At 72.5% G+C, this 19,343-nt stretch carries 16 protein-coding genes; 8 read left to right on the forward strand and 8 right to left on the reverse strand.

The window, feature by feature from the left end:
- The first annotated feature begins 34 nt into the window (after window positions 1-34).
- Together MA875_RS06395 and MA875_RS06400 are read left to right on the forward strand one after the other, a co-directional pair.
- Window positions 35-613 (forward strand): PadR family transcriptional regulator, encoded by a 579-nt coding sequence (locus tag MA875_RS06395; RefSeq protein WP_248241160.1) that lies wholly within the window; start codon window positions 35-37, stop codon window positions 611-613.
- 101 nt (window positions 614-714) lie between these two features.
- The gene (locus MA875_RS06400) at window positions 715-2,064 is read left to right on the forward strand and encodes a hypothetical protein (protein ID WP_248241163.1); all 1,350 of its coding nucleotides are present in this window, start codon (window positions 715-717) and stop codon (window positions 2,062-2,064) included.
- A gap of 85 nt (window positions 2,065-2,149) precedes the next feature.
- Here the strand turns inward: MA875_RS06400 and hpf are convergent, their stop codons facing one another.
- From hpf to mtrA, 5 genes are all read right to left on the reverse strand, one after another.
- Window positions 2,150-2,809, reverse strand: coding sequence for a ribosome hibernation-promoting factor, HPF/YfiA family (gene hpf / locus MA875_RS06405; protein WP_248241165.1), 660 nt, complete (start codon window positions 2,807-2,809; stop codon window positions 2,150-2,152).
- Window positions 2,810-2,938: 129 nt separating this feature from the next.
- Window positions 2,939-3,631 carry a ComF family protein gene (locus tag MA875_RS06410; RefSeq protein ID WP_248241166.1) on the reverse strand — a complete coding sequence of 231 codons (693 nt, stop codon included), beginning with the start codon at window positions 3,629-3,631 and terminating at the stop codon, window positions 2,939-2,941.
- Window positions 3,632-3,719: 88 nt separating this feature from the next.
- Window positions 3,720-5,423, reverse strand: coding sequence for an LpqB family beta-propeller domain-containing protein (locus MA875_RS06415; RefSeq protein WP_248241168.1), 1,704 nt, complete (start codon window positions 5,421-5,423; stop codon window positions 3,720-3,722).
- A complete protein-coding gene (gene mtrB / locus MA875_RS06420; RefSeq protein WP_372492536.1) occupies window positions 5,420-7,189 on the reverse strand; it encodes an MtrAB system histidine kinase MtrB in 1,770 nt (589 codons plus the stop codon). The genes MA875_RS06415 and mtrB overlap by 4 nt, the downstream gene beginning before the upstream one ends.
- A 21-nt stretch (window positions 7,190-7,210) precedes the next feature.
- A complete protein-coding gene (mtrA, locus tag MA875_RS06425; RefSeq protein ID WP_124292751.1) occupies window positions 7,211-7,891 on the reverse strand; it encodes an MtrAB system response regulator MtrA in 681 nt (226 codons plus the stop codon).
- Between the two features lie 203 nt (window positions 7,892-8,094).
- On the opposite strand from mtrA, the gene MA875_RS06430 reads away from it, so the two are divergent.
- From MA875_RS06430 to MA875_RS06455, 6 genes are all read left to right on the forward strand, one after another.
- Window positions 8,095-9,405, forward strand: a complete 1,311-nt coding sequence (locus tag MA875_RS06430; RefSeq protein WP_248241170.1) for a glycerophosphoryl diester phosphodiesterase membrane domain-containing protein — start codon at window positions 8,095-8,097, stop codon at window positions 9,403-9,405.
- Complete coding sequence (locus MA875_RS17750; protein ID WP_248241171.1) at window positions 9,402-10,073, forward strand: DUF4129 domain-containing protein; 672 nt, start codon at window positions 9,402-9,404, stop codon at window positions 10,071-10,073. Before MA875_RS06430 ends, MA875_RS17750 begins: the two co-directional genes overlap by 4 nt.
- A complete protein-coding gene (locus MA875_RS06440) occupies window positions 10,070-11,275 on the forward strand; it encodes a DUF4350 domain-containing protein (protein ID WP_248241172.1) in 1,206 nt (401 codons plus the stop codon). The genes MA875_RS17750 and MA875_RS06440 overlap by 4 nt, the downstream gene beginning before the upstream one ends.
- Complete coding sequence (locus MA875_RS06445) at window positions 11,272-12,267, forward strand: AAA family ATPase (RefSeq protein ID WP_248241175.1); 996 nt, start codon at window positions 11,272-11,274, stop codon at window positions 12,265-12,267. The genes MA875_RS06440 and MA875_RS06445 overlap by 4 nt, the downstream gene beginning before the upstream one ends.
- 2 nt (window positions 12,268-12,269) lie before the next feature.
- Window positions 12,270-13,571, forward strand: a complete 1,302-nt coding sequence (locus MA875_RS06450; RefSeq protein WP_248241178.1) for a DUF58 domain-containing protein — start codon at window positions 12,270-12,272, stop codon at window positions 13,569-13,571.
- A gap of 120 nt (window positions 13,572-13,691) precedes the next feature.
- Window positions 13,692-14,507, forward strand: a complete 816-nt coding sequence (locus MA875_RS06455; RefSeq protein ID WP_248241180.1) for an aquaporin — start codon at window positions 13,692-13,694, stop codon at window positions 14,505-14,507.
- A gap of 103 nt (window positions 14,508-14,610) precedes the next feature.
- On the opposite strand, the gene katG is transcribed toward MA875_RS06455, so the two are convergent.
- From katG to MA875_RS06470, 3 genes are all read right to left on the reverse strand, one after another.
- A complete protein-coding gene (gene katG / locus MA875_RS06460; protein WP_248241182.1) occupies window positions 14,611-16,920 on the reverse strand; it encodes a catalase/peroxidase HPI in 2,310 nt (769 codons plus the stop codon).
- Between the two features lie 81 nt (window positions 16,921-17,001).
- Entirely contained in the window at window positions 17,002-17,493 is a 492-nt protein-coding gene (locus MA875_RS06465) for a Fur family transcriptional regulator (protein WP_248241184.1), read from the reverse strand.
- 843 nt (window positions 17,494-18,336) lie between these two features.
- Window positions 18,337-19,332 carry a stage II sporulation protein M gene (locus MA875_RS06470; protein WP_248241186.1) on the reverse strand — a complete coding sequence of 332 codons (996 nt, stop codon included), beginning with the start codon at window positions 19,330-19,332 and terminating at the stop codon, window positions 18,337-18,339.
- Window positions 19,333-19,343: the final 11 nt, after the last annotated feature.

Here is a 19,343-nt window from a genome sequence, read left to right on the forward strand (position 1 = left end):
CTCGAGCCGCCCCTGCAGCGAGAGCGAGTGACGGATGTCGGTACCGCAGAGCCTGCTCGCGATCCTCGACCAGGGTCCGTGCTACGGCTACCAACTGCGCGCCGAGCACGACCGGCGCACCGGCGCCGATCAGCCGCTGAATGTCGGACAGATCTACCGCACCCTCGAGCGTCTCGAGCGCGACGGACTCGTCGTCCGCGGCGAACCCGACGCGCAGGGCCACATCTACTGGAGCATCACCCCGGCCGGGTCGGCATCCGTCGCGGAGTGGTTCGGTTCCCCCGTCCCGCGGGCCCGGGCGGGACGAGAGGATGTCGCGGCGAAGGTGGCGCTGGCGGCGAGCCTCCCGGGGGTCGATGTCGACGGTGTCGTGTCGGCGCAGCGTCGCTCCACCACGGCCGAACTGGCCCGGGTGCGCCAGGAGGCGGCCGCCGCCGCGGAGGACGGCGCGCTTCCCCGCTCCCTCGTCCTCGCCGCCCGCCGGGAGGCGCTCGAGGCCGAGCTGCGGTGGCTCGACCATGCCGGTGAGGTGCTGGCGCAGCATCCCGATCATGTCCTGGCGGTGGCCCTCGCGACCCAGCGTCCGCGGCGCGGCCGTCCGCCGCGCCCGTGACAGCACAGCGGGTTACGCCCTGGGCGAAGCCTCCCCTCCTCGACGGCGTTCCCCAGCCGTTCTCCAGCGGTCCGCTCGAGCCGGAACCGTAGGATCGGACCATGGCCGGATTCTGGGGCAGTCGCAAGAAGGAACGCGAAGAACTCGCGGCGCAGGACGCCGATCTCGCGCGGCGGGCGCAGTCCGCTCTGGTCGCGACCGACGAGCGCATCCGCGTCACCACCGACGAACTCGCCTTCGCCGAGGCCGAGCTCGGCGCCGGTCCGACCTCCGACCTCCGCGAGGCGCTCGAGGCCGTGCGCACCCACATGGGCGAGGCCTTCCACCTCCACCAGCTCAACCACGACGAGATCCCCGACACCCCCGAGGAGCTCCGCACCCGCAACGCCCGGATCGTGCAGCTGTGCGAGTGGGCCGAGGAACTGCTGGATGACCGCACCGAGGCCCTCGCCGAGCCGATCGCCCGCGCCCGGCGAGCGCCGGAGATCATCGCCGGTGTACGGCGCGACGCCGAACGACTGCGGGGCCGCCTGCCTCAGGCCCGCGAGACCGTGACCCGTCTCGGCGCCCGCTACTCCGCCGACGCCCTGCGACAGATCGAAGCGAACCCGGCCGAGGCCGAGCAGCTGCTCGGGTTCGCCGAACACAGCGCGGGCATCGCCGAGCGGCGCCGCGAAGCCGGCCAGCGCGAGCAGGCCAACCTGGCCCTGGAGGCCTGCACCGAGGCCGTGCGCCGCGCCGAGACCCTGATCGACGCCGTCGAGACCTTCGAGGTCGAGGCGCTGCGCGCCGAGTCGACGCTCGCCGCGGTGGTGGAGGACTCGCGCGGCGACCTCATCGCCGCGCGCACCGCGCCGCAGACCGCGGGCGTCGCCGAGGCGATGGGCGAGCTGCAGGCGGCGCTGGCGGCGCTTCCGGCCGCGGGCGTCAACACCGACCCGTTCGCCCAGCTCACACGCCTGCGCGCGGCGAACATCGCCCTCGATGAGGCCGTCGCGAAGGCCCGCGAGCGCGCGGCGCGCCCGATCCCCGACATCGCGCATGTGCGGCACTCCATCGACGACGCCGACCGGCAACTGGCCGTCGCGCGCGACGTGATCGCGGGCCACCGGGGATGGATCGGCGCCGACGCGCGCACCCGGATCGCCGAGGCCGAACGCATCCGCATCGATCTCGACCGCTACCTCGGCACCTCCGCCTCCGCGGCGATCGACATCGACGAGGACCACCGCGAGCAGGCGATGACCATGTCCCGCCGCGTCGCGCACCTCGCCAGCGAGGCCCTCCAGCTCGCCCAGCGCGACATCGACTCCTCCCGTCCGCAGAACGGTCCCGACCAGTGGGGCGGCGGCTGGGGCGGCGGGCGAGGCAACAGCGGAGGAAGCGGCCTGATGGGCGGCATCCTCGGCGGCCTCGTGATCGGCAGCCTCCTCGACGGCTTCATCGACTGACGCCACCGCGGCTCCGGCGCGGTGCCGAACGAGCGGATGCCCCGGGCTGACCTTCGCCCGGGGCATCCGTCTTCCCGTCAGGGGGTCAGGAGACCAGCTCCGCCGGCTGCGCCTGGGTGGTCAGCGAGATCACGCCGTAGTCCCATCCCTTACGCCGATAGACCACGCTCGGGTGATCGGTGCGCACGTCGATGAAGAGGAAGAAGTCGTGCCCGACGAGTTCCATCCGGTCGACGGCGTCTTCCACCGTCATCCATTCCGCCTCGAATTCCTTCGTGCGGATGACCACGGGGGTGTAATCCTCCTCGTCTGCCTCGCTGTTCACGATCGGCACCTCGCCCGTCGCGACGGCGCGGAGAACATCGACGGAGGCGGGCTCGACGTCGATCCCCGCCAGTGAGCCGGTCCCCTTCTCGAACTTCGGGCCCCGCGGATGGTTGCGCGCATCCACCCGCTTGTCCTTGGCACGGCGCAGCTGCTCGCAGAGCTTGTCGACCGCGAGGTCGAGGGCGGTGAACTTGTCGGCATCCGTCGCCTCGGCCCGCACCAGCGGGCCCTTGCCCGTGACGGTGAGTTCCACCGTGTGGTCCTCGATGTGACCGTTGCGGTACGTGCGGTGGGTCACTTTGACGTCCAACCGCTGCGCCCGCGGCGCGAGGTGTTCGATCCGGGGCGCCTTCTCCTCGACGACCGAGCGGAACCGATCGGTGATACCGACCCCCACGCCGACGATGCTGCTCTCCATGTCAGACCTCCTTGATCCGGTCCGCCCGGACAAGGGCGGACCATCAGTCGCCTCTGTTTACACGGCAGTGTGCGTGTGTCCCCAACGTAGTGCCGGGGCGCCGATGTGTCACGCGTGACGGGCGTTCGATCACCTGTGAGTTCCCGACGTGCGTCGAGGCGTGGCGGCGACGGTGGCGGCCGCGACGACGGTGAATCCCGCGGATCGGAGGGTGCGCGCGGCCTCGAGGAGGGTCGCGCCGGTGGTGAGGACGTCGTCGACGATCACGACGGGGCGGCCACGCACCGCCTCGGCGTGTCGGGCGCGCACGCGCATGCTCCCCGAGACGTTGACCGCGCGAGCCTCGCGGTCGAGCCCGCGTTGGTCGGCGGTCACCCGGTGAGGCGCCAGCAGCGGGATGCCACGGAAGCCGGCGCGATGCAGGAGAAGGGGTGTGACGGCGAAGCCGCGACGGCGGAACGCGGCACGCGAGGACGGCACGGGAACGAGCACAGCGCCCTCGGGGGGACCGGCGGCACGCACGGCTGCCCGCAGCGCCCGCCCGAGCGGCGAGGCGAGGCCCGTCCGCCCGTCCTCTTTCAGACAGCGGATGACGCGGGCGGGCACCCCTTCGAAGACGAGCGCGCTGTGCGCCCACACCCCGTCATCGAGGCGACGGCGCGCCGCCCGCGGAGCGAGTGCCCCGCGGCATCCCTCGCACAGCGCCACATCCTCGAGGTCGCACCCGGCGCACTCGACGGGGAGGACGAGGGCGAGGGCGTCGGCGAGTGACGTGCGGACAGCAGCGGCGAGGGTGGCGGACCGGGAGGACGGGCTCGGCATGCGGCCAGCCTGGCGCGCCCGTCGACGGGGAAGCCGGCCCGCGGGCCGATCGGTGGACAACCCGCGGCCGGGCCGGCCTGGGGAGGAATCAGCGCGGCGACCCCTGCTGGGTGGCGAGCACCGTGACGCCCTCGGCCGTCTGGGTCCAGTTCGCACCCCGCCGGATGAAGAGCCCTCCCTGATCGGTGTGGACCCGCAGGGTCGAGGCGGAGTTGCCGCCGGCCAGCGTGTCGGCACCGGAGGGCGCCGCGGATTCGGTGCCCTCACCGCCCACGACCTGCTCGCGCAGACGCGGCTCGGTGCCGGCGTCGACGAGGGCTGCGACGGAGGAGTCGTCCAGCCACGCGACGGACGAGACCGGTCCGTCCAGATCGCCGAGGACCGCGGGGTCGCCCAGACCGCTCGGCACCCCGTCGCCGTCGCGGATCACGCCGGCGACGCTGAGAGTGGTGCGTCCGCCCGCGGTCACCGCGGCGGCCATGCGCGTGCCGTCGCGCGAGAGCGCCATCGCCGAGATCGTCGCCGCCCCGGGCCACGCGCCTGCGATCTCGATCACTCCGCTCGGAACGATGGCGCGAAGCGCCGTCGGCGAGGTCGCGGGCACGCTCCAGACGTACCCGAAGGGGTCGATGGTCGGCGCGAGGAGCCCCGGGCGCTCGTCGAACACCTGGACGTCGCCGTCGGCATCGACCCGGCCCACCGACGCGTCGGTGGCGAAGCGCACGGCCGCGAACGCCCGGTCGGGTGAGAGCTGGAGGTCCTCCACCGGAGCCGCCTGCGCGAGCGCGTCGGACAGCCCCGGCACGGGCTCGAGCTCGTCGCCGGTGAGGAAGCCGAACCGTTCGTCGGCGGTGACCACCAGCGGTTGCGCCGCGACGCGCGTCGAGCGGACCGGCACGGTCCCCGCGTCGACATCGGAGGACCCCACCCGCATCTGCACCTGCGAGACGCCGGCCGAGGCCAGGCTCTCGTCGAGCTGGGTCTGCATCCGGTCCAGGGTCAGCTGCTCCACCGTCAGGGCAGCCTCGTTGAGGCTGACCTGCGCTTCTCCCGCCGAGACGGGCACCGCGGTCGGGCTGAGCGCCACGCTGTCGGGGAAGGCCGAGACCACCGAGCCCGCGAGCCACTCCGCCGGTGATCCTTCGATGAGAGCCGCGGCGATGCGGGTGGGCGCGTTCGTGGTCGGGAACCAGCGTTCGTCGGGCACGAGGAATCGCCAGCTGGGATCGAAGAAGGCCAGGGTGTAGCGGTCGAAGGCCGTGACGAACGAGTCGCGATCGAGCACGATGCCGTCGGGGGCCTGGCTGATGCGCCACTCGCCGTCCTCCTGCTGAAGGAGCTCGAACCGCAGCGGCGGGGTTCCGCCGGTCGCCGGCTCGTAGACGCCGGTCGCATCGACCGTCGCCGTCGGGGCGACCGCCACCTCGACCGCGTTCTGGCCGACGGCGACGGGCGTGCGGGTCGTGCCGGTGGGCTCGATGATCACCCCGGCCGTCGGGTCCCACGTGTCCCGGAGCGCCGGGGCGAGGAACTCCCGTGCCCGCGCCCAGTCGCTGACCGGCCCCGCGCCCGCGCGGAGGAATCCGTCGACGATCTCCTCGGGTGTCGCGCCGGGCTGCGGCCGGTCGGGAAGGCGCAGGAAGTCGGGGCCCGGGAGCTGCTCCCCCACCGAGCGCCCACCCTGGACCGTGCCGGTCAGCGGCAGCCCCGCGCACGCGGTGAGCGCCAGACCGGCGACGGCGACGACCGCCAGCGCCCGCAGCACGCGGGCGACCCTGCGAAGGGCGGTCATGAGGCGCCGCCCGATCCTCGGTCGTCCGCGGATGCCGCGCCGGCGGCGCTTTCGGAGAGCACCTGGATCGGCTGGGTGAGCCCGAGGGCGTCCAGCGGCGCGGTGCTGTCGTCGCCGGGGTCGAGGGCGATCGGCGAGGGGCCCTGCAGACCGTGGGGAAGGCGGGGAAGGGTGAGGACGAAGTGCGACCCGCGCCCGAGCTCCGACCAGACCCCGAGTTCGCCGCCGTGCAGGCGCGCGTCGCCGAGGGCGATGGAAAGGCCCAGCCCGGTGCCGCCGATCGTGCGCTTGCGCGACGGGTCGGCGCGCCAGAACCGGTCGAAGACGTGCTCGACCTCCTCGGGTCGCATCCCGAGACCGAAATCGCGGACCCCGAGCGCCACGGCCTGATGGTCGCTGTCCACGGTGACGACGATCGGACGCCCCTCCCCGTGCTCGATCGCGTTGCCGAGGAGATTGCGCACGATCCGCCGCACGCGCCGGGGGTCCATGTCGACCGAGGAGTACCCGCCGGGCGCGACCAGGCGGACGTCCGAGCCGTGCTGCTCGGCGAGCTGGCTCATCGACTCGATGACGTCGCCGGCGAGGTTCGCCAGACTCGTCGGCTCGAGCTCCAACTGGATCGACCCGGCGTCGTAGCGGCTGATCTCCAGGAGGTCGGTGAGAAGGGTCTCGAACCGCTGCACCTGAGCGTTCAGCAGTTCGGCGGCGCGGGCGGTGGCCGGGTCGAACGAGTCGCGCTGGTCGTTGATCATGTCGGCGGCCAGTCGGATGGTCGTCAGCGGCGTCCGCAGCTCGTGCGAGACATCGGAGACGAACCTCTGCTGCACCAGCGACAGTTCGGCGAGCTCCTTGATCTGCGACTCGATGCTGTCGGCCATCGCGTTGAAGGACTGACCGAGCGTGGCCAGCTCATCCTGCCCCCGCACCGGCAGGCGCACGTTCAGCTCACCGCTGGCGAGTTTCGCGCTGGTCTCGGCCGCCTCGCCGATGGGGGTGGTGACCGAGCGGAGCACGAACCACGCGATGAGGCCGATGAGGAGCACGAGGCCCACGCCCACCACCCACAGCGTGCCCTGGATGAAGGACAGGATCTGCGATTCGCCGGCGAGGTCGTAGGCGATGTACACCTCGTACGCGCCAACGACCGGGAAGGAGATCTGCTGGCCCACGACGATGCCGGGCACCGTGCTGCCGTCCTCGGCCCGCAGGGCGACGGACTGCCACCACTGCTGCACGTCGCCGTCGGCGCGCACCTTCTGGCGGAGCCCCTCGCTGAGGACGTCCTCGGGGAGTCCGGGGGTCACGAGGTCCTGCGGTGCGATGCGAGAGGCCCGGTCGATGCGGAAGATCGCGATGCGGTCGCTGCCCGACTGCTGGGCGAGATCGGTGCTGAGGGTCGTCATCAGCAGCTGCAGCTGCACGGGATCGTTCCCTGGTTCAGCGGAATCGAGCCGCTCCTGCGCCGACTGCGTGGCGCGGAGCGCGCCGCTCTGCGCCTGATCGCGCCCCGCGGTGAAAAGATCGTGCTGGATGGCCAGGGCCATCCAGACACAGGCGACGAGGATCGTCAGGGCCGTCAGCGCCAGCGTGATCAGGACGGTGCGGAACCGCAGCGAGCGCCGCCACAGATTCGTCAGGCGGTCGGGCCACGACCGCCAGTCGCGCCACTGCGCCATCCGTCGCCCGAGCGCGGTGGACCCGGTGTTCGTGCCGATCGTCGGCGCCGCGCTGGTCACGGTGCGCGGAGCCGAGCCGGTCGTCATGGGGCCCTCACATCGGCTCCGTCACGCAACGGCGCCCGCGCGGTAGCCGACGCCGCGCACGGTCGTCACGATGCGCGGGTTGTCGGGGTCGCGCTCGACCTTCGCGCGCAGGCGCTGGACGTGGACGTTCACCAGCCGCGTGTCGGCCTTGTAGTGGTATCCCCACACCTGTTCGAGCAGCATCTCGCGCGAGAACACCTGCTGGGGCTTGGAGGCGAGGGCCACGAGGAGTTCGAATTCCAGCGGGGTCAGCGCGATCGGCTCGTCGCCGCGGCGGACCTCGTGGGCCGAGACGTCGACGGTGAGGTCGCCGATGCGCAGCACGTCGGGGGTGGTCTGGGATGCCGGGCGGAGCCGGGTGCGGATGCGCGCGACGAGCTCCTTGGGGTTGAAGGGCTTGACGATGTAGTCGTCGGCGCCCGACTCCAGCCCCCGGACCACATCGGCGGTGTCGGTGCGGGCGGTGAGCATGATGATCGGGATGCCCGACTCCGCACGGATGCGCGTGCACACCTCGATGCCGTCCATGCCGGGGAGCATCAGATCCAGCAGCACGAGATCGGGCCGCTCCTCCCGCCACGCGTCGACCGCACGGGCGCCGTCGGCGCAGAAGGCGGTCTCGAAGCCCTCCGTGCGCAGCACGATCCCGATCATCTCTGCCAGAGCGGTGTCGTCGTCGACAACCAGGATCCGTGATGTCATCGGGTCTTTCGTCCTTCGGGTCCGGTCGGGCTCGGCGAAACGCCACGGGTGTCGAACGCTCTGAGCAACACTAGTCGACGGCGCCTGGGGGCGCACCGAGGATCGGCCGGGAGTCCGGAGGCGCCCGCGCGTCGATATGACACGATGGAACCGGTGCGGCGCGACCGCGACCGCATGGCCGCAGACGCGAGGAGGACCGCCCCGTGACGTCGTATCCGGCGTGGACGCCGGCATCCCGGCCCGGCATCATTCCGCTGCATCCCCTGACCTTCGGCACGATCCTCGGCAGGTCGTTCACGGCGCTGCGGCACAACCCCAAGGTGCTGCTCGGCTTCGCCCTGGGCATCCAGGCCGTCACGTACATCGTGGTGATCGTCGCGATCGGCGCGATCGCCATCGCCGCCTTCTCGCGCCTGGACACCCTGCGCCCGGGCACCGAGGAGTTCGACACGGTGCTCGCCGGGTCGATCGCGCTCGTGGTGGTGGCGGGCATCGTGCTGGGGCTCCTCGCCGGAGCGGTCGGGGTGATCGTCCAGGGCGTCGTGGTCACCGAGGTCGCCCGCGGCGCCGTGGCCGAGAAGCCGACACTCGGCGCGATCTGGGCTCAGCTGAAGCCCGTGGTCTGGCGGTTGGTCGGCTACGCGTTCCTGCTCGCCGCTGCCGGGGTGCTGGCGGTGACCTTCGTCGTGCTGATCCTCATCGCCATCGGGTTCGCGGTGCTTCCGGTGGCCATCGTCCTGTCGGTGCTGGCGGTTCTCGGCGCGATCCCGCTCGTGCTGTGGCTGTCGACCAAGCTGATGCTCGCGCCGTCGGCGATCATCCTCGAGCACGCCACCATCCGCGGGGCGATCGTGAGGTCGTGGACCCTGATCCGGGGCCGATTCTGGGTGGGACTCGGCGTGCTGGTGCTGGTCTCCCTCACCTTCTCGGTGCTCGCGCAGCTGGTGAGCGTGCCGTTCAGCCTCCTCACCAGCGGCGTCACCACGATCATCTCCCCGACCGGGGACCCCGAACCCGGCGCGATCGTCGCCCTCATCTTCGGGCTCATCCTCACCCAGGTCGTGACCCTGCTCATCCAGGCCGTGGCGGTCGTGGTGCAGTCCACCGCCTCGGCGCTGGTGTACATCGACTGCCGGATGCGCCGGGAGGGGCTCGACCTCGACCTGCAGAGCTATGTCGAGCAGCGCGATGCCGGACGCACCGACCTCCCCGACCCCTACCGCCTCCACGTCGGCCGCGCGATCGCCCCCAGGCCCGTCGCGCCGGCGTACCCGGCCTACCCGGGCCCGCAGGGCTACGGACCGCCGCCGGGATACCCCGCGCCCCAGGGCTACGGCCCTCCGCCGGGGTACGCCGCGCCGCCGTCACCCGCAGCGCCGTCACCCGCAGCGCCGTCACCCGCAGCGGCCGCACCGCCCGCGCCCGTGCCGCCCGGCCCGAGCTCGCCTCCGCCGCCCGTCCCTCCGACGAGCTGGGCGGCACCCGGCGGCGCGCCCGAGCGCGACGCCCCGTGATCGCCGGCGTCGGACGGATCCTCGCCGCGACGCCCGTCACGCCCGACGGTGACGAGGCGCGCGAGTGGGCGGAGCGGGAGCTGTCCGATCCCGCCTACGCCGAGGCGCAGCCCACCGCGTTCGATCGCATCGCCCGCGCCATCCTGGAGTTCCTCGGGTCGCTGTTCTCCACCGACGTCTCGGGCGGGTGGGGGTCGACCTTCGCCCTCATCGCGGCGATCGCGGTGGCGGCGCTGATCATCGTCGCCCTGCTGGTGTGGGGACTGCCGCGCGCTCGGCGCCGGGCTGCCGCGCCGGTGGCGACGCTCTTCGGCGAGTCCGACGAACGCGGCGCCGACGATCTGCGCCGAGCCGCCGCATCCGCCGCCGACGCCGGACGATGGGATGAGGCCCTCATCCTGCGCTTCCGCGCGCTCGCGCGCGGGCTGGCAGAGCGCGGCGCCGTCAGCACACCGCCCGGCGCCACGGTGCACGCCTTCGCCCGGTCGGCCGGACGCGTCTTCCCCGCCGCCGCCGACGAGCTCGAGTCCGCCGCCTCGGCGTTCGACGACGTCCGTTATCTGCGTCGCCCCGGGTCCCGCGACGACTACGAGCAGCTCCGTCGCCTCGATGAACAGCTGATGGCCGCCCGGCCGGTCGCCCCTGTCCGGGTGGGGGCGAGCGGATGACCGCGGCGCCGCCCCGCACCGACGCCGATGCCTCCGGCCGCGCACCGGGGCGCTCACGACGACGCCGGATCGGCGGCTGGATCATCCTCGTCGTCGCCCTCCTCGCCGTCGGAAGCGTCGGCGCCCTCCTCTCGGGGCTCGGCGAGTGGGCGGAGCGCGACGCGTTCGACCCGGAGTCGGCGGGCCCGACCGGAACGCGGGCCCTGGTCGAAGTGCTGCGCGACCAGGGGATCGAGGTCGAGGTCGCCCGCAGCCGCGCCGCGGCCGAGCGCGCCCTCGACGGCGCGCCCGAGGGGGCGACGCTCGTGCTCCCCGACACCCCGGCACTCTCCGACGAGGGGTTGGCGGAGCTCGCGGCGCCCGCCGACGACGTCGTGCTCGTCGATCCCCGGTCCCGCGCGCTCAGGCTCTTCCTCCCCGGCTCGACGGTCGGCGGGCGCGCGGACACGCTGCTGGATCCGCAGTGCGACCTTCCCGACGCCGAGAGGTCGGGCGCAATCGCTCCCGGTGCGGTCTTCGACGCCGGCGACGCAGCGGTGGGGTGCTACCTCACCGGCGACGGGGCCGCGGGCCTCCTCGTCTCCGAACGCGACGGTCAGCGCGTCGCGGCGATCGATGGACGCGCTGTCCTCCTCAACGAGGTGCTGGCCGACGACGGCAACGCCGCCCTGGGGGTCAACCTGCTCGGCCGTCACCCGGTCGTGGTCTGGTACGACCCGGTGCTCGGCGACACCGACCTGGAGAACACCGACCCCTCGCTCGGCGAATCCACACCGCCGTGGGTGAGCCCCGCCATCGCCCTCCTGATCCTCGCCGCCGTGGCCGCGGCCGTGTGGCGCGGTCGCCGCTTCGGTCCCCTCGTCCGCGAGCGCCTGCCCGTCACCGTGCGCGCCGCCGAGACCGCCGAGGGCCGCGCGCGCCTTTACGCCCAGACCCGCGACGCCGGTCACGCCGCGGACGACCTTCGGATCGCGGCCCTCCGACGGATGGCGCGCCTCCTCGGCCTCGGCCCGAACGCCGCCGCGGACGAGATCGCCGATGCCGCCGCCGACCGGCTGAGCGCTGATCGACGGGTCGTGCGCGGCATCCTCCTCGACGATGTCCCCACCGACGACGCCCAACTCACCGTCGTCGCCTCCCGCCTGCGCGAGCTCGAAGGCGCCGTCCGCGACGCCGTCCGTCCCGAAAGGAACCGCCCATGACCGATCAGCCGCCGCCCGCACCCGCACCCGCCGCACCCGACGACGCCGCCCTGCGCGAGGCGATGCACCGGGTGCGCACCGAGGTCGGGAAGGCCGTGATCGGCCAGGACGGGACGGTGACGGGGCTTCTCATCGCCCTCCTGGCGCGCGGTCACGTGCTGCTGGAGGGTGTGCCCGGAGTGGCCAAGACCCTCCTCGTGCGCGCCTTCAGCACGGCCCTGGGCCTGGACACCAAGCGCATCCAGTTCACCCCCGACCTGATGCCGGGCGATGTCTCGGGGTCGCTCGTGTACGACGCGCGCACCGGTGAGTTCGAGTTCCGTCCGGGCCCGGTGTTCAGCAACATCGTGCTGGCCGACGAGATCAACCGCACCCCGCCGAAGACCCAGGCCGCACTTCTGGAGGCGATGGAGGAACGTCAGGTCTCCTCCGACGGCGTGACACGGCCGCTTCCCTCTCCGTTCCTTGTGGCGGCGACCCAGAACCCCATCGAGCAGGAGGGCACCTACACCCTGCCGGAGGCGCAGCTCGACCGGTTCCTCCTGAAGCTCATCGTCGACCTCCCGCCGCGCGAGGCGGAGCTGGCGGTGCTCCGCCGCCACGCCGAGGGATTCGACCCTCGGAACCTCGGCGCCGCGGGTCTCGCGCGGGTGATCGACCCCGAGGAGATCGTCGCGGCCCAGCACGCCGCGGCGCGGGTCACGGCGACCGACGACGTGCTGGGCTATGTCGTCGACCTCGCCCAGGCCACGCGTCAGAGTCCGTCGGTGCAGCTCGGGGTGAGCCCCCGCGCGACCACCGCGCTCCTCGCTGCCGCGAAGGCCTGGGCATGGCTCGGCGGCTACCCGGCGATCACACCCGACCACGTGCAGACCCTGCTCGTCCCCACGTGGCGGCACCGGATCCGGCTGCGCCCCGACGCCGAGCTGGAGGGCGTGTCGGTCGACGCGGTGCTCACCGCGGTGGTGCAGCAGACGCGCGTGCCGGTCTGAGCGTGTACGTCACCGGTCGCCTCCCCCTGTTCGTCGGCCTCGGCGTCGTGCCCGTCGTGCTGCTGTCGATCGCCGGGGTGAACGCGTGGCTGGCCATGCTCGGCTGGGCGGTGCTGTCGACGGCGCTGGCAATCGGGGATGCCGCGGCCGCGCCAGATCCGCGGCACCTCGACGTCGTCCGCGACATCCCCCGGCGAAGCCTTCTCGGCCAGCAGGTCGAGACCGGCGTGACCCTGCGCAACACCGGCGCCCGGACGCTGCGCGGCCGGATGCGCGACGCGTGGCAGCCGACCGCCGGGGCACCCCTCGAACGCCTCGCCCTCGACATCCCTCCGGGCGAATCCCGCCGGGTGCGGGTGCCGCTCCTCCCCCGCCGGCGGGGTGAGTTGCGCACCGCGTTCGTCGTCGTCCGAGGTGCCGGGCCGCTCGGCCTCGCGGGTCGTCAGCGCCGCCTGGATAGCCCGGGGGCGCTGCGCGTCCTGCCGCCGTTCACCTCGCGACGACACCTTCCCTCGCGTCTCGCCCGCCTCCGCGAGCTCGACGGCAACACCAGCGTCCAGGTGCGCGGGCAGGGCACCGAGTTCGACAGCCTCCGCGAGTACGTGCGCGGCGACGATGTGCGCTCGATCGACTGGCGCGCGACAGCCCGGGCCGGCACGACCATGCTCCGCACCTGGCGGCCCGAGCGAGACCGGCACGTCGTGATCATCATCGACACCGGCCGCACCGCCGCCGCCCGCGTCGGCGACGGGGTGCGGATGGATGCCGCGATGGAGGCGGCGCTGCTGCTGTCGGCCCTTGCGTCCCGAGCCGGGGATCACGTGCACCTGGTCATGTTCGACCGGCTCGTCCGGGCACGGGTCACCGGCGTCGACGGTCCTGGGCTCCTCCCCGCGCTCGTCGACGCGATGGCGCCCGTGGACCCGCAGCTGATCGACACCGACTGGGACGCAGCGATCGCGCAGGTGCGACGCCTCACCTCCCGTCCCTCGCTGGTGGTGCTGCTGACGGCGCAGGACGCCCCCGAGGCCGCGCGCGGGTTCCTCGGTTCGCTTCCCGCGCTCACCGCGCGCACCCGCGTCGTCGTGGCATCCGTCACCGACAATCCGGCCCCGGTCGACCCCCGCCCCGACGCCGACGAACTCTACCGGCAGGCGGCGTACGCGCGGGCGGCGCGTGACGCCGAACGCGTCGCCGCCGCCGTGCGGCGCGCGGGCGCCGAGCCGATCGCCGCGTCGCCCGACGACCTCCCGCCCGCCGTCGCCGACCGCTACCTCGCTCTGAAGGCCGCGGGCCGGCTGTGACCGGTCCGCTCGTCGTCACGCGCTGCCCCGCCGGGCGTGTCACCCCGCGTCACCTGCCGCGTGTTCGGGCGTGCGCACCGGCGCCCGGCGCTACGCTCGGCGCGGAGAGAGGAGTCCGCCATGACGGATGACACGAAGGATCTGCGTCCCGCCGAATCGGCCCATGGCGCCCCCACGACCACCACGAAGCTCGTCGCCGAGGCCCTGGGAACCTTCCTCCTCGTCTTCGGTGCGATCTCTGCCGCCCTGTTCGCCGCCGATTTCGGCGCGAGCGAGAACGGCACGTCGCTCGGCATCGGTTTCGTCGGCGTCTCGCTCGCGTTCGGTCTCGCGCTCATCGCCGGCATCTATGCCTTCGGTCCCCTCTCGGGCGGTCACTTCAACCCGGCCGTGACCCTCGGGCTCGCCGCGGCCGGCCGCTTCGCCTGGCGCGACGTGCCCGGCTTCCTCATCGCCCAGATCGTCGGTGGACTGGTCGGCACGACCCTCATCGTCCTCATCGGTCTGTTCGGCCCGGGCGACTGGCTCGCCCAGGCCCAGGACGGCGGCTTCGCCAGCAACGGCTTCGGAGAGCTCTCCCCCGGCGGCTTCGGCCTGGGAGCTGCGATCATCGCCGAGGTGCTGTTCACCGCGATCTTCGTCATCGTGATCCTCGGCGTCACCCACCCGCAGCGCGGCACCGCAGGCTTCGCCGGGCTCGCCATCGGGCTGACCCTCACCCTCATCCACCTCGCGACGATCCCGATCGACAACACCTCCGTCAACCCGGCGCGATCGATCGCGACCGCCGTGTACGGCGGGGCCGAGCCCTTCCTGCAGCTGTGGGTCTTCGTGGTGTTCCCGATCGTCGGCGGTCTCCTCGCCGGGTTCCTCCACCGGGCGCTGTTCGAGAAGACGCCCGCGCCGCCGGCGCAGAAGGAGGCCCGGACGCGCTGACGCAGGCCCGCGTCATCCGCTTTCCGAATGCTTCGCAGACCACGGGCCCGCCCTCCTGAGGAGAGCGGGCCCGTGGTCTGCGCGGGATGCCGCGGCGCGAGCGTCAGACGAGGTCGAAGCGATCGAGCTCGGTGACCTTGGTCCAGGCCGCGACGAAGTCGCGGACGAACTTCTCGGTGGCGTCGTCGCTGGCGTAGACCTCGGCGAGCGCCCGCAGCTCGGAGTTCGAGCCGAACACGAGGTCGACGCGCGTGCCTATGCCGACCGACTCGCCGCTGCCGTCACGGCGGCCCTGGAAGGCGTGCGATCCAGGGTCCAGCGGCTTCCAGGTGACGCCGAGGTCGAGCAGGTTCACGAAGAAGTCATTCGTGAGCACGCCCGGCCGATCGGTGAAGACGCCGTGGTCCGAGCCGTCCCAGTTCGCTCCGAGCACTCGCAGGCCCCCGACGAGCACCGTCATCTCCGGCGCGGTCAGGGTGAGGAGGTTCGCGCGGTCGAGCAGGTGGTACTCGGCCGGGAGCGTCGCGTCGGGTCCGTAGTAGTTGCGGAAGCCGTCGGCGACGGGCTCGAGCCAGGTGAACGAGTCGACGTCGGTCATCTCCTGCGTGGCGTCGGTGCGCCCCGGACGGAAGGGCACCTCGACGGTGACACCCGCGTCGGCGGCCGCCTTCTCCACACCGGCGTTCCCGGCGAGGACCAGCACGTCGGCGAGCGAGACGCGCTTGCCACCGGTCTGCGCCTCGTTGAAGCGCTGCTGCACGCCCTCGAGGGCGGGCAGCACCTCGGCGAGCTGCGCCGGGTTGTTCACCGCCCAGTCCTTCTGGGGAGCGAGGCGGATGCGCGCGCCGTTGACGCCGCCGCGCTTGTCGCTGCCGCGGAAGGACGACGCCGCCGCCCACGTGGTGCCGACCAGCTGCGAGACCGTCAGGCCCGACGCGAGGATGTCGGCCTTCAGCGCCGCCGCGTCGGCGGCGTCGATGAGGTCGTGGTCGACCGCGGGGACGGGGTCCTGCCAGAGCAGCACCTCATCGGGAACCTCGGGGCCGAGGTAGCGATCGCGCGGACCCATGTCGCGGTGGGTGAGCTTGAACCAGGCGCGCGCGAACGCGTCGGCGAAGGCCTCGGGGCTCTCGAGGAACCGGCGCGAGATCTTCTCGTACTCGGGGTCCATCCGCAGCGCCAGGTCGGTGGTGAGCATGCGCGGCTCGCGACGCTTCGAGCCGTCGTGTGCGAGGGGGACCATGTCGGCGCCGGCACCGTTCTTCGGACGCCACTGGTGGGCACCCGCCGGGCTCTTCATCAGCTCCCACTCGTAGGCGAAGAGGATGTGGAAGAACTCGTTGTCCCAGCGCGTCGGGTGGTAGGTCCAGGTGACCTCCAGGCCCGAGGTGATGGTGTCATCGCCCTTGCCGCTGGCGTGGGAGCTGCGCCACCCGAGACCCTGCTCCTCCAGGGGCGCGGCCTCGGGGTTGTCGGCGAGCGCCGAGTCGGGTGCTGCGCCGTGGGTCTTGCCGAAGGTGTGACCGCCGGCGATGAGGGCGACGGTCTCCTCGTCGTTCATCGCCATGCGGGCGAAGGTCTGACGGATGTCGTGGGCAGCCGCGATCGGGTCGGGGTTTCCCTCGGGGCCCTCGGGATTGACGTAGATGAGCCCCATGTGGGTGGCGCCCAGCGGCTTGTCGAGCTGGCGGCCTTCGCCCGAGAAGCGCTTGTCGCTGCCCATCCACTCGGTCTCGGCGCCCCAGTACACGTCGTCGTCGGGCTCCCAGACATCGGCCCGGCCACCGGCGAAGCCGAAGGTGGGGAAGCCCATGTCCTCCAGCGCTACGTTGCCGGCGAGGATCATGAGGTCTGCCCACGAGATGCTCTGGCCGTACTTCTTCTTCACCGGCCACAGCAAACGCCGTGCCTTGTCGAGGTTGACGTTGTCGGGCCAGCTGTTCAGCGGCGCGAAGCGCTGCTGCCCGGCACCGCCGCCGCCCCGACCGTCGGTGACCCGGTAGGTGCCGGCGCTGTGCCACGCCATGCGGATCATGAGCGGACCGTAATGTCCGAAGTCGGCCGGCCACCAGTCCTGCGACGTGGTGAGCAGCTCGGCGATGTCACGCTTGACGGCGGCGAGGTCGAGGGCTTCGAATGCGGCCCGGTAGTCGAAGTCGGCACCCAGCGGATCGCGCTCGGTGGGGTTCTTCGCGAGGATCCGCACGTTCAGCTGGTTCGGCCACCACACCCGGTTCGCCGAGCCTGCGGTGGGGTGCGGCATCGCGGTGTGCACCACCGGGCAGGAGGCTGCCTGCTGCTCGGGCTCGTCGGTGACGGTGACGGCCTGGTCGACCTCCGTCTCACCGCCGATGCCGGTGGCGGCGTCGATGTCGGTGTCGGTGGCGGTGCTGACGTCGTCGTGATGCGTCATGTGTTTCCTTCCTCAGGGGGTGGGGCAGAGCGGACGGCGGCTGATGGCGAGAGGACGGATGCCGGGCCGAAGCCCGCGTCGTCACCGCAGCGTCGTCGGGGGGTGCGGCGCCGGTGCCGCGGGAGCGGTGTCGCCGGCGGCTGTGCGTTGGGCCAGACAGTCCGCGCACAGCCCCCAGAACGTCACCTCAGCGGTGTGTACGGCGAACCCGTGCGTCGATGACGGGACCAGGCACGGCGCCTCGCCGGTGACGCAGTCGACGTCGGCGACAGCGCCGCACGCCGTGCAGACGAGGTGATGGTGGTTGTCGGCGACGCGGCGCTCGTAGAGGCCGGGATGCCCGGCCGGCTCGATCCGCCGCGCGATCCCCGCCGCGACGAAGTCGGCCAGGGCGTTGTACACCGACTGCAGATGGGTCTGGGGGGTGCGCTGCGCGACGCGCCGATAGAGCTCGTCGGCGCTCGAGTGCGGCGCCTCGGTGAGCGCGTCGAGCACCGCGCGACGCGAATCGGTGACCCGCAGACCCGCCGCGCGCAGCGCGTCGGCGGAGGTCGGTGCGGTGGAGGATGTCACGCTTCCACACTAGTGCGTTCTTTTGACCGATTCAAAAGAACGCACGCTCGGGCGCGCCGCCGCACGACCGTGCCGCGGCCACGTGGCCGGGGCGCGGTGGGGGTGGCACAGATGGTCGCCTCGCGCCCCTGCGACGACCCCTTCCGCCACCTCGATCAGCCAGGCGCCAACGAAGTGGCACAAATGGTCGCCCCGCGCCCCGCCACGCGACCACCTCCGCCACCCCGATCACCCCGACACCATCGGAGTGGCACAAATGGTCGCCCCGCGCCCCGCCACGCGACCAACTCCGCCACCCCGATCACCCCGACACCATCGGAGTGGCACAAATGGCCGCTCCGCGCCCCGCCACGCGACCACTCCCGCCACCTCGATCACCCCCACGCCATCGGGGTGGCACAAATGGCCGCTCCGCGCCCCGCCACGCGACCACTTCCGCCACCTCGATCACCCCGACACCATCGGAGTGGCACAAAGGGTCGCCCCGCGCCCCGCCACGCGACTGATAACGCCACTCGGCAGCATCCTCTCCCACCGACGTGACGCACATTGCGACCTTCGGAGGCGCAACGCCACCATCTGCGCCACCTTCGCGCCCGCGCCCGACGCAGAAGTGACGCAGATTGCGACCTTCACGCGCCCGAGGCCACCATTTGCGCCACCTTCACCGTCCCGCGCCCCGCCACGCGACCAATCTCGCCACTCGGTCGCATCCGCTCCGACCAAAGTGGCGCACATTGCGACCTTCACACGCCCAAGGTCACCATCTGCGCCACCTTCGCGCCCGCGCCCACGCGCGCCGGCCCGCCCGCGCGCGCCCCACACGCGCGCCGCGCCGCACCCTCAGCCGGCGACGAGCGTGGGCGTGCCGGTCTCGAACTCGGTCATGTCGCCGGTCTCACCCAGCCGCTCCGCGCGACGGCCGACAACCAGCATGTACGCCAGGAACGCACCGAGCGCCAGCGCGCCGATGCCGATCTTGACCGGCCACGGCCAGGGCTGCGCGGTGACGAATCCCTCGATGACGCCCGCGACGGCGAGCGCGAGCACCAGTCCGATCGCGACGGTCGCGAGCGACCGCCCGGCTGCGGCCAACGCCTCTCCCCTCGGGCGGCGGCCCGGCGCGACCCAGGCCCAGAAGATGTGGAGCCCCGCTGCACCGGCGACGAAGATGCACGTCAGCTCGAGCAGACCGTGGGGAAGGATGAAGAGGATGAAGACGTCACCGCGGTCGAACGCGAGCATGATCGCCGCGGCCGTACCCACGGCGACGGCGTTCTGCACCAGCACCATCACGGGCCAGACCCCGGTGATGCCGAACATCACGCACTGCGCGGCGATCCAGGCGTTGTTGGTCCAGACCGTCCCGGCGAAGGCGGCGGCGGGGTTCTCACTGTAGTACGAGGTGAACTGCTCCTCGGCGTAGTACTCCAGCTGGGCCTGCGGCCCGAGGGTGGCCACGAGCGCCGGGTCGGAGGAGATCCAGAACGCCACGACCGCGCCGACAGCGATGAAGGACAGCGCAATCACGAGCGTCGTCCACCGCAGCCGGTACAGCGCGGCGGGAAGCTGCAGCAGGAAGAACCGGGGAATCTGGCGCAGCGGATTCTCCCGCCCCCCGGTCAGGCGCAGCCGAGCGCGCGCGAGGATCGTCGAGACATGGTCACCCTCGGGGGTCCGGCCCGCCGTGGTTTTGATCTCGGCGAGATCGGCGGATGCTGCGCGGTAGCGGTCGACGAGTTGGTCGACCTCGGCCCCGGTCAGCCTGCGGCGCCTGCTGAGCTCGTCCAGCCGCGCCCACTCCTCCCGCCGGGCAGCGGTGAGGGCGTCGAGATCCATGTGTTTCACTG

The sequence above is a fragment of the Microbacterium kunmingense genome, from assembly GCF_023155745.1.
GTDB lineage: Bacteria > Actinomycetota > Actinomycetes > Actinomycetales > Microbacteriaceae > Microbacterium > Microbacterium kunmingense.